Origin of the sequence: Rhizobium lentis, from assembly GCF_017352135.1 — a bacterium.
In the GTDB taxonomy this organism is placed as follows: domain Bacteria; phylum Pseudomonadota; class Alphaproteobacteria; order Rhizobiales; family Rhizobiaceae; genus Rhizobium; species Rhizobium lentis.
The window spans coordinates 190,575-204,152 of sequence record NZ_CP071455.1; the positions used below are offsets into that span (position 1 = coordinate 190,575).

11 protein-coding genes and 1 pseudogene are annotated in these 13,578 nt (G+C 62.3%); 4 read left to right on the plus strand and 8 right to left on the minus strand.

Going from position 1 to position 13,578, the window contains the following annotated elements:
- Nucleotides 1–17 precede the first annotated feature (17 nt).
- The 6 genes and pseudogenes from J0663_RS23100 to J0663_RS23125 all read right to left on the minus strand — a co-directional run bounded on the left by J0663_RS23100 (nt 18) and on the right by J0663_RS23125 (nt 6,610).
- Nucleotides 18–1,523: an HAL/PAL/TAL family ammonia-lyase gene (locus J0663_RS23100; protein ID WP_207245258.1), complete on the minus strand. Its 1,506-nt coding sequence runs from the start codon at nt 1,521–1,523 to the stop codon at nt 18–20.
- Complete coding sequence (gene hutC, locus J0663_RS23105) at nt 1,520–2,287, minus strand: histidine utilization transcriptional repressor HutC (protein WP_207245260.1); 768 nt, start codon at nt 2,285–2,287, stop codon at nt 1,520–1,522. The genes J0663_RS23100 and hutC overlap by 4 nt, the downstream gene beginning before the upstream one ends.
- Entirely contained in the window at nt 2,284–3,135 is an 852-nt protein-coding gene (locus tag J0663_RS23110) for a MaoC family dehydratase (RefSeq protein ID WP_207245263.1), read from the minus strand. The genes hutC and J0663_RS23110 overlap by 4 nt, the downstream gene beginning before the upstream one ends.
- Nucleotides 3,132–3,938 carry an SDR family NAD(P)-dependent oxidoreductase gene (locus tag J0663_RS23115; protein WP_207245264.1) on the minus strand — a complete coding sequence of 269 codons (807 nt, stop codon included), beginning with the start codon at nt 3,936–3,938 and terminating at the stop codon, nt 3,132–3,134. Before J0663_RS23115 ends, J0663_RS23110 begins: the two co-directional genes overlap by 4 nt.
- A pseudogene (locus J0663_RS23120) lies at nt 3,935–5,484 on the minus strand (acyl CoA:acetate/3-ketoacid CoA transferase). The gene J0663_RS23115 and the pseudogene J0663_RS23120 overlap by 4 nt, the downstream one beginning before the upstream one ends.
- Nucleotides 5,485–5,584: 100 nt before the next feature.
- Nucleotides 5,585–6,610: a YeiH family protein gene (locus tag J0663_RS23125; RefSeq protein ID WP_207245469.1), complete on the minus strand. Its 1,026-nt coding sequence runs from the start codon at nt 6,608–6,610 to the stop codon at nt 5,585–5,587.
- A gap of 100 nt (nt 6,611–6,710) precedes the next feature.
- Here J0663_RS23125 and J0663_RS23130 point away from each other — a divergent pair, with 100 nt between their 5' ends.
- A complete protein-coding gene (locus J0663_RS23130) occupies nt 6,711–7,634 on the plus strand; it encodes a LysR family transcriptional regulator (RefSeq protein ID WP_207245267.1) in 924 nt (307 codons plus the stop codon).
- Nucleotides 7,635–7,968: 334 nt separating this feature from the next.
- Nucleotides 7,969–8,886 (plus strand): DMT family transporter, encoded by a 918-nt coding sequence (locus J0663_RS23135; protein ID WP_207245268.1) that lies wholly within the window; start codon nt 7,969–7,971, stop codon nt 8,884–8,886.
- A 3-nt stretch (nt 8,887–8,889) separates the two neighbouring features.
- Here the strand turns inward: J0663_RS23135 and J0663_RS23140 are convergent, their stop codons facing one another.
- Entirely contained in the window at nt 8,890–10,143 is a 1,254-nt protein-coding gene (locus tag J0663_RS23140; RefSeq protein WP_207245269.1) for a DUF763 domain-containing protein, read from the minus strand.
- Nucleotides 10,144–10,251: 108 nt separating this feature from the next.
- Here J0663_RS23140 and J0663_RS23145 point away from each other — a divergent pair, with 108 nt between their 5' ends.
- A complete protein-coding gene (locus J0663_RS23145) occupies nt 10,252–11,766 on the plus strand; it encodes a phospholipase D-like domain-containing protein (RefSeq protein WP_207245270.1) in 1,515 nt (504 codons plus the stop codon).
- On the opposite strand, the gene J0663_RS23150 is transcribed toward J0663_RS23145, so the two are convergent.
- Nucleotides 11,713–12,672, minus strand: coding sequence for a lysylphosphatidylglycerol synthase domain-containing protein (locus tag J0663_RS23150; RefSeq protein WP_207245271.1), 960 nt, complete (start codon nt 12,670–12,672; stop codon nt 11,713–11,715). The two genes, J0663_RS23145 and J0663_RS23150, sit on opposite strands and share 54 nt — an antisense overlap.
- A 149-nt stretch (nt 12,673–12,821) precedes the next feature.
- Here J0663_RS23150 and J0663_RS23155 point away from each other — a divergent pair, with 149 nt between their 5' ends.
- Nucleotides 12,822–13,550, plus strand: a complete 729-nt coding sequence (locus J0663_RS23155; protein WP_207245272.1) for an endonuclease/exonuclease/phosphatase family protein — start codon at nt 12,822–12,824, stop codon at nt 13,548–13,550.
- Nucleotides 13,551–13,578 lie beyond the last annotated feature (28 nt).

A 13,578-nucleotide genomic window follows, 5' to 3' on the forward strand; every position in this document is an offset into this window, starting at 1 on the left:
GCAGTTGCGAACCGGGCTTATTGCGGGCCAAGCCCGATCAATGCGGCGATCGTCGCAAAATCCGGCCCCTGCGCGCGATCCTCATCAAGCGCCGGGACATGGCTGCGGACGAATGCATAGGCCTCAGCCGATCCCTTGCCCAATTCGGCTGAGACACCGCGCAGCTCGACGGCCTGTGCCGAGGCAATCAGTTCGATGGCAACGAGATAACGCAGGCGCTCGACGATCGCTTGCGTCTTTGCCAAAACGCTCGGCGCCATCGATGCTTGATCTTCGACGCCATCGGCGACGGGAAAGGGCGAGAGCGAAACCGGCATGGCGAGATGGCGGATTTCGGCTTCCATGGCCGAGACGGTCTTTTGCACGGTCGCAAAACCGGTCCGGCTCTGGCCCATCGGGGTCAGGAAGCGTGGAAGGTCGGACATGCCAGGCGACATGATCTTCATGATCCGATAGGCGGTGCCTGCCGCACAATGCGCCATCGCCTGCCCCAGCCTTTCCCAGGCGAGCACAAAAGCGGTCATGTCGAAATTGCCGTGTGCAAGAATGACGCCTTCTGAGGCGATGACGACAGGATTGTCGCTGGAGCTGACGAGATCTATCTCCGTCGCCTGCCTTGCCTCATCGATCGCATGCCTCAACGCACCCCAGACCTGCGGCGTGCAGCGGTAGCTCAATGGATCCTGGAGACGTCTTGCGGCATCGGCGGCGAGCAAGGAGCTTCCCGAAAGCAACTCCATCAGTTGAGTGGCAACGCGGCGCTGCCCGAAGGCCGGTCTCGCAGCCAGAGCGCGGTCGTCGAAGACGCTGACATTGGACCTGAACGCTTCGAAATTAACCGCAATCGCCTTCAGAGACCAATCGAAGAGCCGCTCGATATCCTCAAGCGCCAGGCAGGCAAGGCCGATGGAGAGGCTGTTGGCCACGACAAGCGCGTGCCCATCCTTCGGCGCCAACTCGAGAGGTTTGAGGCCAGCCCTTTCCAGGGCGACGGCGGCCGGCAGCACTTCGCCGCCAAGCTCGATCTCGCCGAAGCCGAGAAGCGCCCGGCTCATATGGGCAAGCGGAGCCAAATCCGCCGCACCGATCGAGCCCAATGACGGGACGACAGGATGGACACCTGCATTAATGGCGGCGATCAGACCACGGAACACGTTCAGCGAAATGCCGGAACCGCCCGCCGCCATGCCGACAGCCCTGACGGCCATCATCGCCCGCACGGATTCCTGACCAAGCGGCTTTCCGACGCCGACGGCGCGGGCTTGTGGCACACGCATCTGAAACGCCACCAGATCTTCCGTTGCAAGTCGTGTATCGACCCCCGCTCCCAGTCCCGTCGTCAGGCCATAAACCGGCAGATCCTTTTCCGTATAGCGATCGACGACAGTGCGCGCCGCCGTAATCCGGGCCTCGACCTCGGCGGAGATTTCGATCCTGGCGTGACGACGGGCAATTGCGGCGATGTCCTCGATCGTCGGCGGCGACGCGCTGAAGGTGATCGATGGAGAATGGGTGGCGCTCACTGTTTCTCTCCGAGAATGGCGACGGGCTTCGAGGGACCCTTGGTGGACCGTGCTTCCAGCCGATATTGCGCGCCGGGATAGTATAACAGCGCACAGGTCACGACGGCCTCGCCCGACCAGGTCCTTCGAAAGACGCGCAGGCAAGGGTGATCATTCTTGAGGCCAAGATATTTGCGGATCGTCGTGTCCGGCTTGACGGCCTGGACGATATGTTCGAACGCCGTTATCGGGGCCACCTTCGTCAGATATTCATTCGGCGTCATGCTGCTGAAATCGGTCGACAGGTAGTCGGGCGCAACCAGCGGATTGACGTAGCGCTCCTCGACCTGAATGGGGCGGTCGTTTTCCATGTGCACGATCAGCGAATGCATCACCTCAGCGCCGAGGGTCAGCTCGAGCGCGTCGGCAACGTTGGCATCCGCCTTCATCAAACCGGCCTTGACGACCGTAGCCTTATGCGTGTGACCCCGCTCCAGTATTTCGTCGGCTATGTTGCGGATTTGAAGCAGATCGACATCGAGGTGTTTTGGCGACACGAAGGTGCCGATGCCGGCGGATCGCTTGAGAACACCCTCGAACATCAACTCCCGCAGCGCCCGGTTCGCCGTCATGCGGCTGACGCCGAATGCCGCCACCAGCTCGCTTTCAGAGGATACCCGGTCTCCCGGCTGCAGCTTGCCCTCGGCGATCTCGGCCAGGATCTGCTCCTTGATCCTGATATATTGGCGCGCCTCGCTGGCGGCCGGCTTGACCGCTTTCGTCATGACAGCCTCGCCATGCCGTTGTCGAGGATGGTCACGCCCCGGGAAGCAACGATCCCCCGGAAGCGAATTTCGGCATCGTTGCGCCACATCTGCAGGGTGATCGTTTCTCCGGGAAAGATCGGCGCGCTGAACCGCGCCGCGATCGCGCTCAAACCGGTAGCCATGCCTGGATCGATGGCGGCGACGATGGCGTAGCCCGCATAACCGAAGCTGCATAGCCCATGCAGAATCGGCCGATCGAAGCCGCTGCTGCCGGCTGCCCGTGGGTCGACATGCAGCGGATTGAGATCGCCGTTCAGGCGATAAAGCAGCGCGGCGTTACGAGGGATGTCGACGTTGTATTCGAAGTCAGGCTCTCTGTCCGGGACTTTGGACAGAGGTTCAGGCGCCAATCCCGCCGAACCGCATCCACCGTCGCCGCGGCAGGCGTTCGTCTGGACGATCGTCGCGATCGGCTCGTCACCGTCCACGGTTGTGATCAGCCGCTCGAAGCTGACGAACATGCCTTTCGCAACGCCGCGATCGACCACCGACAAGACGCGCGACCGGGAGATCAGCGGCACATCGAGAGGGACCGGCCGATGGATCATCAGGCGATGTTCGGAATGCACCAGACGCGCCCAGTCGACACCCGTCTGCTGCATCCACGGGCCCGGATGTGCCACGATGTTGGCAAGCGTCGGCGCAGTGACCAGATTGCGTTCATAGACGTAGTTTAACGCGTTTTCGTCGAGCGGGCTGGTGCCGTAGCCGACCGACAGAGCGTAGAGGATGGCATCCCTTGCGGTGACCACATGCGTCGCTTGCGGCACCGGGAAATCGAGAATGGATTGAGCCGACAGCGTCACGATGCGGCTCCGCCGGATGCCACGGGTCTGCGAACGCCACCGGACAGGCGGATGCCGCCGTCGACGGAAAGCAATTCACCGGTGACGAAGTCAGCCCCCTGAACAAGCCAGACAATGGCGCCGGCAACGTCTTCCGGTGTCGCGACCCGGCCGAGCGGCGCGGTTTCCGAAAATCGCTTGGCAATGGCTCCATAGGCATCCGGCCCGAGCGTATCGCGCATCCAGCGCGTATCGATGATGCCGGGGCAAACCGCGTTCACCCGGATATCGGGACCGCAGGTGCGCGCCAGCGCCATTGTCAGCGCATTGAGCGCGCCCTTGGAGGCCGTGTAGGCAAGCGAACTGCCGCCGCCGGTAAAGGCAACGTTGGATGAGACATTGACGATCGCGCCGCCGCCGCTGTCACGCATGGCCGGCACCGCCGCCCGGCACATCTGATAGGCGCCGATGACATTGACGCCGAAAACACTCTGAAAATCCTTTGCCGACAATGTCTCGAGATCGAAAGGATCCGATTTGACCGTTATTGCGGCATTGTTCACCAGGGCGTCGAGCCGCCCCCACCGTTTAACGACCGTCGCAACCATCCGGCGGCAGGCCGCATCGTCGGCAACGTCGGCCTGGACGATCTCGACCTCCGCGCCCAGGCTGCGGCAGATATCGGCCGTTTCATCGGCCTCTTTCCTGCTGCGGCTGTAATTGACCACCACCCGGGCACCGCCCTCGGCGAACAGCTTCACGCATGCGGCCCCGACGCCTGTTGCCGAGCCGGTGACGATGATGACGGCTCCATCGATTTTCATGGGGCAGAGTCCTTCATGGCGTGGGTGGAAAACAGGCGCGCATCCATCTGTTTCAGCTGGTCCGACACCGCGACGCCCTTCGGCAGGCGGTCGAGAACGTGGGCGGCGAGATCGATGCCGGGGGCAAACTCCGTCAGCGTCAGGCAGCCGTCGATCACCTGAAAGACCGCCCGCTCGGTGAAGACGAGCTGTGTCTGCCCTTCCGGCGCAAAGGCCGGGCTCGAACTGATCTGGTCGACGTGGTCGACGATCTTGCAAACTCTGCCGTCCCGGATGATGTCGAGCCTGCCGTCGGCAACCGCAATTTCCGCGCCGCCGGCCGAAAACGCGCCGAGATAGACAACACGCCTCGCTGTCTGCGAGATATTGGTGAAGCCACCGACGCCAACGAGGGAGTTGTTGAAGCGGCTGACATTGACCGCACCGTACCTATCCACCTCGGCCATGCCGAGAAAGGCGATATCGAGGCCGCCGCCGTCATAAAAATCGAACTGTGAAGCCTGTGGGACGATCGCGGTCGGATTGACGCAGCGCCGAAGGACAGTTCCTCGGCCGGTACGCCGCCGATGACGCCGGATTCGATCGTCACCGTATAATCGTCAAATCCCTCTTCGCTGGCGATACGGCCGATCCCGGCGGCAATGCCGATGCCGAGGTTGATCGTCGGGCGATGGAGCGGCGCCAGCTCCAGGAAGGCGCGGCGCTGGATAATCTTATCGGCCGACAGCGGCGCCGGCTGCAGACGGCTCACCGCCATCCGGACGCGCCCCGTATAGGCGATATTGTCCGTCTCGGCGAAACTGACGCCGTGCTGGGCCGGATTTTCGCAGACGACAACATAATCGACCAGCGCCGCCGGGATGCGAACATCGCCCGGCGGCAGTGAGCCGCGCTCGGCAATCCGCTTGACCTGCACGATGACGATACCGCCGGAATTTCGGCCTGCCTGCGCCATGGCAAGCACGTCGAGGGGAAAGGCTTCGTCCTCGAGGGTGATATTGCCATCTTCGTCGGCCGTCGTACCGCGCAAAAGCACGCAGTCGAGCGGCATCGAGGGATAGAGCAGCCATTCCTTGCCGCGCAACGACACACGCTCGACAAGCGCGCGTGGCGTCGTCGCATTCATGCGGCCGCCGCCATGCAGCGGATCCATGAAAGAACCGAGCCCGATATGGGTGATCACCCCAGGCTGACCGGCGGCAATCGCTCGATAGAGCTGGGCGATAACGCCTTGCGGCCAGCAATGCGCTTCGATCTTTTCCTCGATCGCCAGCCTGCCAAGGCGCGGCGTTCCCCGCCAGCCCCCGGCGATCACGCAGGCGACGAGGCCTTCATAGCCAAAATGCCCCATGCCGCGCGTATGACGATCGCCCGTGCTGGCAGCAAACAAAAGTGTCAGATTGCGGGGTTTTCCAGAGGCGACGAAACGCTCCTCCACCGCTGCCGTGATGGCCTCGGGATGGCAGCATCCTCCAAAACCCGAAGCAGCGACAGTCATCCCGTCTTCGAGGAGATCCGCAGCTTGCTGTGAAGAGATGACCCGCATGACGATCTTTGTTTCCACCCAACCTGTATATACAGGCTAGCCGCCGATCGTTTGGAAGGCAACCGGAATCTTTGCCGGTATTTTGGGCAAATCGCCTCGATCAGCCGATGTCAAGCAGCCCCATCAAGCAAAGCCCAAGAGCCGCCAGAGCCAACAGTGACAGCGCCGCCGCTGCAAGGATCCGGCCGCCGGTACGGGCGACGGATCTCACATCGACGGAGAGGCCTAACGCGGCCATGGCGGTGACGGTGAAAGCGGCGGAGACAGCCGACATCCCGGTCAGCAGCGGCGCCGGGATCGCGTCAAAGGAGCGAAGCGTCGCCATGGCTGCAAAACCGAGGATGAACCATGGCAGGAGATGGCGGAGATTGACTGCGGAGCCAGTGGCACGGCGGCCATGAAGTGCGCCGAGCACAAGAATAACGGGTCCGAGCATCATCACGCGGATCAGTTTGACGAGCGTGCCAACCTGGGTGCTGACGGCGCCTGCAGAGGCTGTGGCTGCCAATACCTGCGGCACGGCATAGGCTGTCAGCCCTGCGAAGACGCCATATTGTACGGTGCTGAGGCCCAGGAGCAGATGCAGAAGCGGCAGCGCCAGCACCGCACCAACGCCTAGCAACGCGGTAAAGGCTATCGAGGCAGCGATATCGTCGGGTTTGGCGCCGATGACAGGGGCTGCAGCGGCAATCGCAGAATTGCCGCAGATCGAGTTGCCGCACGCAACCAAGGTCGCTTGGCCCGTCGACAGCCCCAATAGCCGCCCGATCAGAAAGCTGCCGGCCAGGGACAGAGCAACCAGGACGGCAATTCCGCAGACCAGCGGCAATCCGGCCTGCCGGATGGCAGCCGCGCTGAGCGAAGCGCCCAGCAACACGACGGCAATCTCGAGCAGCGTCTTGGCGGCGAAGTGAATGCCTGGCGTGAAACTCTGCGGAAGACGGACCGAGGAGCGCACGGCAATGCCGATCAGAATGGCCAGCACGAGGCTCTCGATCCAGTGCGCGCCGAAAATCACTAGCTGCAACCGCTCGAGCAACTGCGCCATGAGCGTGACTGCCGCGCAAAGGAAAAGGCCCGGCAGGACAGCAGGAAGCGACGGGGAACGTGAAACGGAAACGAGCATCGGCGAGACCTTGCGGAATGCTTCACTCTCCCATAGCCAATTGTCGGATTCCATTGAATAGTTTAGGATGGTTCATTCGGTTAAATCGAACGATTGTATCATGACCTTCGAACAGCTCTCCATCTTCATCGCGGTTGCGGAACGCGAGCACCTGACCAACGCCGCCTCGGCGATCGGCCTCACGCCATCAGCCGTCAGTTCGGCCATCCGCAATCTCGAGGCCTCCTATGGCGTCGAGCTTTTTCACCGTGTTGGACGCCGCATAGAGCTGACATATGAAGGGCGGGTGTTTCTGGGGGAGGCAAGAGCCACACTCGCGCGCGCAAAAGCCGCAGCCCTCGTCTTGTCCGATCTCGGTGGGCTGCAAAAGGGTGAGCTCGTTGTCTTTGCCAGCCAGACGATCGCAAGCTATTGGCTGCCAGCGATGCTGATGCGTTTCAAGACCCGCTATCCGGGCATCGAGCTGAAGCTGATGATTGGCAATACCGCCACGGCGGCAAAAGCGGTTCTCGATGGATTGGCGGAAGTCGGTTTTGTCGAAGGCAGCGTTGATGAGCCGGCGCTGAATGTTCAGCCGCTTGCCGAGGACGAACTCCTTGTCGTCGTCGGTCCGCGCCATCCCTGGGCGCGTGGCAAGCCGATCGCTCCGGCGGAGCTGGTTTCGGGCACGAAATGGGTCATGCGGGAAAAAGGGTCCGGAACCCGGTCGGCTTTCGAGGCGGCGATTTCAAATCTCGGCATTGGCGCCGGAGATCTGAATGTCGCGCTTGAGCTGCCATCGAACGAAGCCGTCATATCGGCAGCTAGAGAAGGCCTCTGCGCAACGGTCGTTTCCGGCGCCGTGGCCGCGCCGCTCTTGACGCAGGGGCTATTGGTAAAGGCGCGCTTTCCTTTGCCGTCCCGCCAGTTCGCAATCCTGCGGCACAAACAAAGACACTCCAGCCGTGCCTCGTTGGCGCTGCAAACGATTTGCCGCGAGGACAAAGCTGCCGAAGTCCAATACCGGGATGACTGGACGCTTTAATCGAGAGCAGTTCAGTTTTCAACGCACACAAATGGGGATGCATTCAATTGCGGGAGCGGTTCGGTCAGGATAGCGCTCCGTTTGGATGCGTCGCTGACGATTACACAGGCTGGAATACTGAACACGCTGAGGCATCTCCCGTTGCGTTCAACTTGACCGGCCAAATTTGGCAAACACAGCGCGTGGTCAGGCATCCTGGATGCGGTCGCTCGCCATACCATCTATGCCAAACTCAAAATGCGGGCGCTTCAAACTGATGGTTGACATCGGCAGCGTTAAGGCCGAAGCGGCAGCTGGCCGCGCACGCGCGGCCGTGTTTGCGAGGATGCGAAAGATGAACACCAAGACGGCCGCAGCCAATGCCGGCAACCTGATTCTGACCGGCGTTGTGCTGATGCTGCTCGGCGATCTGCTCTTTGCGCTGAACGATGCGATGGGCAAATGGCTTGTGGCGAGCTTTGCCGTTGGCCAGGTGCTGGTGATCCGCTCGGTCGGGGCGTTCATCGTGCTCGGGCCTATGATCGCACGGCAAGGGCCGATGGCCTTGTTCCGCGTCGAGCAGAAGTGTCTTCAGTTCATGCGGGTCGCCATGGCGACCGGCGACGTCGCCCTGTTCTACGCGGCCGTCGCCTATCTGCCGCTTGCCGACGTCATGACCTTCTACATGGCAGGGCCGATCTACATTGCTGCGCTCTCGCATTTCTTTCTCGGCGAAAAGATCGGCTGGCGCCGGTGGCTTGCCGTTCTGGTCGGCTTCGCCGGCGTCGTCATTGCGCTTCGTCCCTCCACCGCGATGCTGTCGCTTCCGTCCTTCTTCGGTCTCGCCGGCAGCTTTGCCTTCGCGCTGTCGCTCGTCATGAGCCGCTATCTGCGCTCGACGAGCGACACGACTCTGGTGACATGGCAGACGGTCGCCGCCCTCGTCACGGGCGTTGTATTGAGCGTCGGTCATTGGCAGCCGGCAACGCCCATCGATTGGGCTGGCATGCTGCTGCTTGGGATCGTCGCCACCTGCGCGCATCTGCTCATCACCCGCTCGCTGAAGCTCGCACCGGCATCGCTGCTGGCGCCGCTGCAATATACGCTGCTGCTGTGGGCGATCGTGCTCGGCTACATCTTCTTTAACGATATTCCCGACACGCAGATCGTCATCGGCGCCGCCATCATCGTCTTTGCCGGGCTCTTCATCTTCCATCGGAAGAACCTGAAAGAGACAATTCCGGCCGAAGCCGTACCGCCGGACGGACATTGAGGACTATGTGTCGGCGGCCACCGTCGGCGGCTCCCAGCCGAACACGCTGCGGCCGCCGAAATCGGCGGAGTGGTGGAATTCGCCGGCGATGATCTCCTTGAGGTCAGGACCGGTTACGTAGCGTTCCATCTGCCTGGACTGGTCGTCGAGGCGCCGCAGCGCCTGCAGCTCCTCCTCTCGCCCGAGCTTGCCCTTCTGCACCGCCGACTTCATCACGGCGATCGTCTCGTCATAGACCTTGAGCGGGACCGGAAAAGGATGGCGATCCTTGCCGCCATGGGCGATCGAAAATCGCGCCGGGTCGGAAAAGCGGCAGGGCGCGCCGTGGACGACTTCCGCAACCATCGCCAAGGCCTTCACCGTGCGGGCACCGACACCTGGAACGAGCAACAGCTCCTGGAAATCCGCGGGCCCGCGGTTGGCGGCGGCAGCCAGATTGCCATGCAGGCGCCGCATGTTGACATCGCTCTCGCGAACGTCGTGATGGGCGGGCATGATCAGGTGCGGCAGCATCGGCTGTTCGGCCGGCTCCGGGACCGGCTCCTCGGCACGCAGCAACGCGGCCGCCTCGCGAATGATCCCGTCGGGACCGAGGGTGGCCAGCAGATCGAGCTGGCCGCGCCGCGAGCGCTCGGCGCGCCGGTCGGCGAGATTGACGATCTCACCCTGGCTCCTGCCCTCGATCGCCGCATGCGGCGAATCGACAAAACTCTCCAGTCCCTCCGACAGCCAATGATACCGGCGGGCCTGCCGCCTGTCGCCATTCATGCCTTGCTGCACGACCACCCAGTGGCCGTCATCGGCGACGATGAAGCCGTGGAGATAGAGGTCGAAGCCGTCCTGGAGGGCGGCGCTGTCGACCTTGGCGATGAGGCGGCTCGTTGTTGCCAGCCCCTCGCCGTCGAGGCCGACGCGCTCGCCGATCCAGACGAGCTCCTGCGGCGTTTTGCGCGAATGCGCACCACGGCCGCCGCAGACATGTAGGCCGAGCTCGCCGGCACGCGGCTTCAGTCCTCGCTTGAGGGCTCCAAGAACGCTGGTGGTAATGCCGGAGGAATGCCAGTCCATGCCCATGACCGCGCCGAAGGACTGGAACCAGAAAGGGTGAGCAAGCCGGCGCAGGAATTCGTCGCGGCCGTAATGATGAACGATCGCCTCGGTGATCAGCGTGCCGAGCCGCGTCATCCGGTCGCCGAGCCAGTGCGGCACGCGTCCGCCGTGAAGGGGAAGATCGGCACTGCCTGCTCGTTGTGACATTGCTCTTCCTATACTCGCTGCGCCGGCGCATTTCGACAGCAGCGCCCTGCGATCGGGAACCCTGTTAAATTCCAGGCGTTTGCTTTCAGTCAAACGGCCGAGGCAACCATGACCGCATTCGAAACCATCTCCAATCAACCGTACCTGACCCGAACAAAAGCGCAACATCCGGATGGCGAAAAAGCGGGATGTGCGGCATTGCGTCTCCAAGGACGCGCAGAAAAAACCGCCTTTCTGATCAACGGCAATAGATATTTCGCCGAAGTCTCGCGGGCGCTGCGGCAGGCGCGACGCACTGTCTGGATCATTGGATGGGATTTCCATCCCAATATTCGGATGGAACCGGAAAAGTCGGACGAAACCTTGGCCGATCTGCTGCATGCTCTGGCAGCAGAAAATCCCGAACTCGAAATACGCATTCTTGTCTGGGCGCTCGGACCGATCTACTCGGGCAAATCGATAGATCTGCTTCGGAAGAAGAATTTCCCCAGGAATGCCAGGATCGATCTGCGTTTCGATCTTCAAGGGGCGCTACGCGGCTGTCATCATCAAAAGCTTGTCTGCATCGACGACGCCGTCGCCTTCACCGGGGGTATCGACCTGACGTCACGCCGATGGGATACCAGACGCCACCGCGCCAAGGACAGGCTGCGGCGCGATCCGGAGGGAGCCCCTTACGATCCGTTGCATGATGTGCAAGCGATGGTCACGGGCGATGCCGCCCGGCTGATCGGCGATATCGCCAGGCAGCGCTGGGAAAACGCCACCGGCGAAAAGCACCTGCCGCCCGCCGAAAGCATGCCCTTCGCCTGGCCGGACGATCTTGCCGTTTCGTTGCGGAACATCCCTGTCGGCTTCGCCCTGACGGAGCCGGCGAGCACTTGGCGCACCGGCATTTGTGACGGTATCGCCTCGACCTTGGACATCGTCTCCCGCGCCCGCCGCCAGCTCTATATCGAGGCGCAGTATCTCGCTTCCTTCCGCGTCGCCGACGCCATTGCCGCGCGATTGCAGGAAGAGGATGGGCCGGAGGTCGTCGTCATCTGTACGCGCAGCTCTCACGGGCTGATCGAAAAGCTGGTCATGGGCAGCAATCGCGATCGAGTGATCCGCCTCCTCAAACGTGCCGATCGCGCCAATCGCCTGCGGGTTTACTATCCCGTCGTGCCCGGGCCGAAAGTGTCCGGGTCAGCGGCAGACAGCGAGGTGGAGGTGCTTATCCATTCCAAGCTGATGATCGCCGACGATGACGTCGTCCGCATCGGTTCCTCCAATCTCAACCATCGCTCGGAAGGGCTTGATTCGGAATGCGATCTGCTGTTCGAGGCTGAAAATCGCGAGCATCGCCAGGCGGTCGCGGATCTGCGCAATCGTCTGCTGGCGGAGTACCTCGGAACGGCCCCCGCGACCTTTGCCACCGCCTGCGCGCAAAGCGGCTCGATGATCGAGGCGATCGACGCGCTGAACGAGGGCGTTCGCGGACTCAGGGAGTTTGCCATTGAGCTGTCGGGCAGCGTCTCGCCGGTCAGAGGCACCGCATTCTTCGACCCGGCCCGGCCGTTTCTGCTCCTACACCGACTGGGCCTCGGCGCGCTCGTCCGCCTCTTCGTCCGCACCGCGTGATCTGCGGAAAACGAGCTCGCTGATCAGGAGTAGCGTTGCCCCGAGCGCCAGCGGAATGAAGAAATAGGCGCAACGGAACGCGATCAGCGCCCCGATCGACGCCTCTTGCGGCACGGCATAGGAGACGGTCGCCTCCAGCACGCCGAGACCGCCCGGAACATGAGTTGCGAGGATTGCGGAATTGGCGAGCACGTAGGCCGTGACCGATCGGAAGAAGGCAACGTCGCCGAAGGTCGAGAGCATTTGATGCAGGCAGGCGGATACGAAGATGAAATTGATCGTCCCGACGCCCACCTGCGCGAGCGCGATCGAAAAGCGCGGCAGCTGAAACGACCAGCGCCAGAGATGCAGCTTGCTGCGGATGAAAAACGCCAGGCTCGCGTAGACGACGGGCACGATCAGGGCCAGCACCCCGAAGATGCGGGCTCTGGGCGCATCTATGCGCAGCAAACGTGCTGCGTCACCGGGATTGACGATCAGCGCAAGGCCACCGAGCGTGATGAGCCCGAGCCCCACGGTGACGCCGCAAAACAGGATGATCTTCGCCACATCCTCCGTCGTCAGCCCCCAGCGCGAGTAGAAGCGATAGCGGAAGGCGCCGCTGCTCAAGCCCGCAAAGCCGATATTGTGGCCGAGCGAAAGGCTGATGAAGGAGGCGAGCACGATCTTCCGGTAGGGCAAGGTTTTTCCGAGCGAGCGGATCGCCAGAAGGTCGAAACAACTGAGGCAGAGATAGGATGCCGCCGCAAAGGCGAGCGCCGTGAAGAAGGTGGAAAGCGGAATGCTCCGGACCGATTGGACGATCTCGTCCAGGCTGTAGTTTTGGAAGATTCGATAGAGAAGAAAGACCGCAAGACAAAGGGCGGCCACGAGCAATCCATTCATGATTATGCTTTTCAGGCTCATCGATCTTCCATCTCCGAGGTGCGAGCGACGGGGCTCGTCTTCCGGAACGATCAAACGAGTTCTGTGTTCCCAGGAGAGCCGCAGCTTCGCGGCTCTCCATTCCCCAGGGGGCAAGTCCATGCTCCCGGAAACGAGCTTTCAGCGGGCCTATGCCGAGAAGAACGATCAAACTCCTGACCTATAACGTGCACAGCTGCATCGGCAGCGACCGGAAGCTCGATCCCGGCCGTATCGCTTCCGTCATCGCCGAGACCGAGGCCGATATCATCGCGCTTCAGGAGGTCGACGTCGGCCGACGCAGGACCGGCGGCATCGACCAGGCCCATATAATCGCCTCGCTTTTGAAGATGCAGGCGCATTTCCACCCCGCCCTGTCGGTTGCCGAGGAGCAATATGGCGATGCGATCATCACCGCCCTGCCGACCGGCGCGGTCAAATCAGGTCCCCTGCCCTCCATCGGCGAGACCCGCGGTGCCCTTTCGGTCGAAATAACGGTCGGCGACCAGAAACTTCTTGTCGTCAATACCCATCTCGGCCTTCGCGGGCGCGAGCGCATTCAACAGATGACGACGTTGCTCAATTCCGGCTGGCTGCACGGCACGGCGGAAGCGCCCCTCCCGACCGTTCTCTGCGGCGATTTCAACGCCATTCCTTCCTCCGCGACCTACCGGCTCGTCACACGGACGTTGAAGGATGCGCAGCTCGCCGGGCCGGGCGCGCCGAGAGCGACCTTTCCCGCCCGTTACCCTCTGATGCGCCTCGACCACATCTTCGTCAGCGGCGATCTCGTCGTCAAGAAGGCCGCCGTTTTCGAAAACCGCCTGACGAGGGTCGCCTCGGACCATCTCCCGCTGCTTGCGGAAATCGGTTTTGCCTGATCGTCCGTTACATCAGATCCGCTCCGGT

What these genes read in the sequence shown, in the direction of transcription:
- hutC (WP_207245260.1), bottom strand. Translation starts at nt 2,287, where the DNA reads ATGACGAAAGCGGTCAAGCCGGCCGCCAGCGAGGCGCGCCAATATATC.
- J0663_RS23115 (WP_207245264.1), bottom strand. Translation starts at nt 3,938, where the DNA reads ATGAAAATCGATGGAGCCGTCATCATCGTCACCGGCTCGGCAACAGGC.
- J0663_RS23125 (WP_207245469.1), bottom strand. Translation starts at nt 6,610, where the DNA reads ATGCTCGTTTCCGTTTCACGTTCCCCGTCGCTTCCTGCTGTCCTGCCG.
- J0663_RS23130 (WP_207245267.1), top strand. Translation starts at nt 6,711, where the DNA reads ATGACCTTCGAACAGCTCTCCATCTTCATCGCGGTTGCGGAACGCGAG.
- J0663_RS23135 (WP_207245268.1), top strand. Translation starts at nt 7,969, where the DNA reads ATGAACACCAAGACGGCCGCAGCCAATGCCGGCAACCTGATTCTGACC.
- J0663_RS23140 (WP_207245269.1), bottom strand. Translation starts at nt 10,143, where the DNA reads ATGTCACAACGAGCAGGCAGTGCCGATCTTCCCCTTCACGGCGGACGC.
- J0663_RS23145 (WP_207245270.1), top strand. Translation starts at nt 10,252, where the DNA reads ATGACCGCATTCGAAACCATCTCCAATCAACCGTACCTGACCCGAACA.
- J0663_RS23150 (WP_207245271.1), bottom strand. Translation starts at nt 12,672, where the DNA reads ATGAGCCTGAAAAGCATAATCATGAATGGATTGCTCGTGGCCGCCCTT.
- J0663_RS23155 (WP_207245272.1), top strand. Translation starts at nt 12,822, where the DNA reads ATGCCGAGAAGAACGATCAAACTCCTGACCTATAACGTGCACAGCTGC.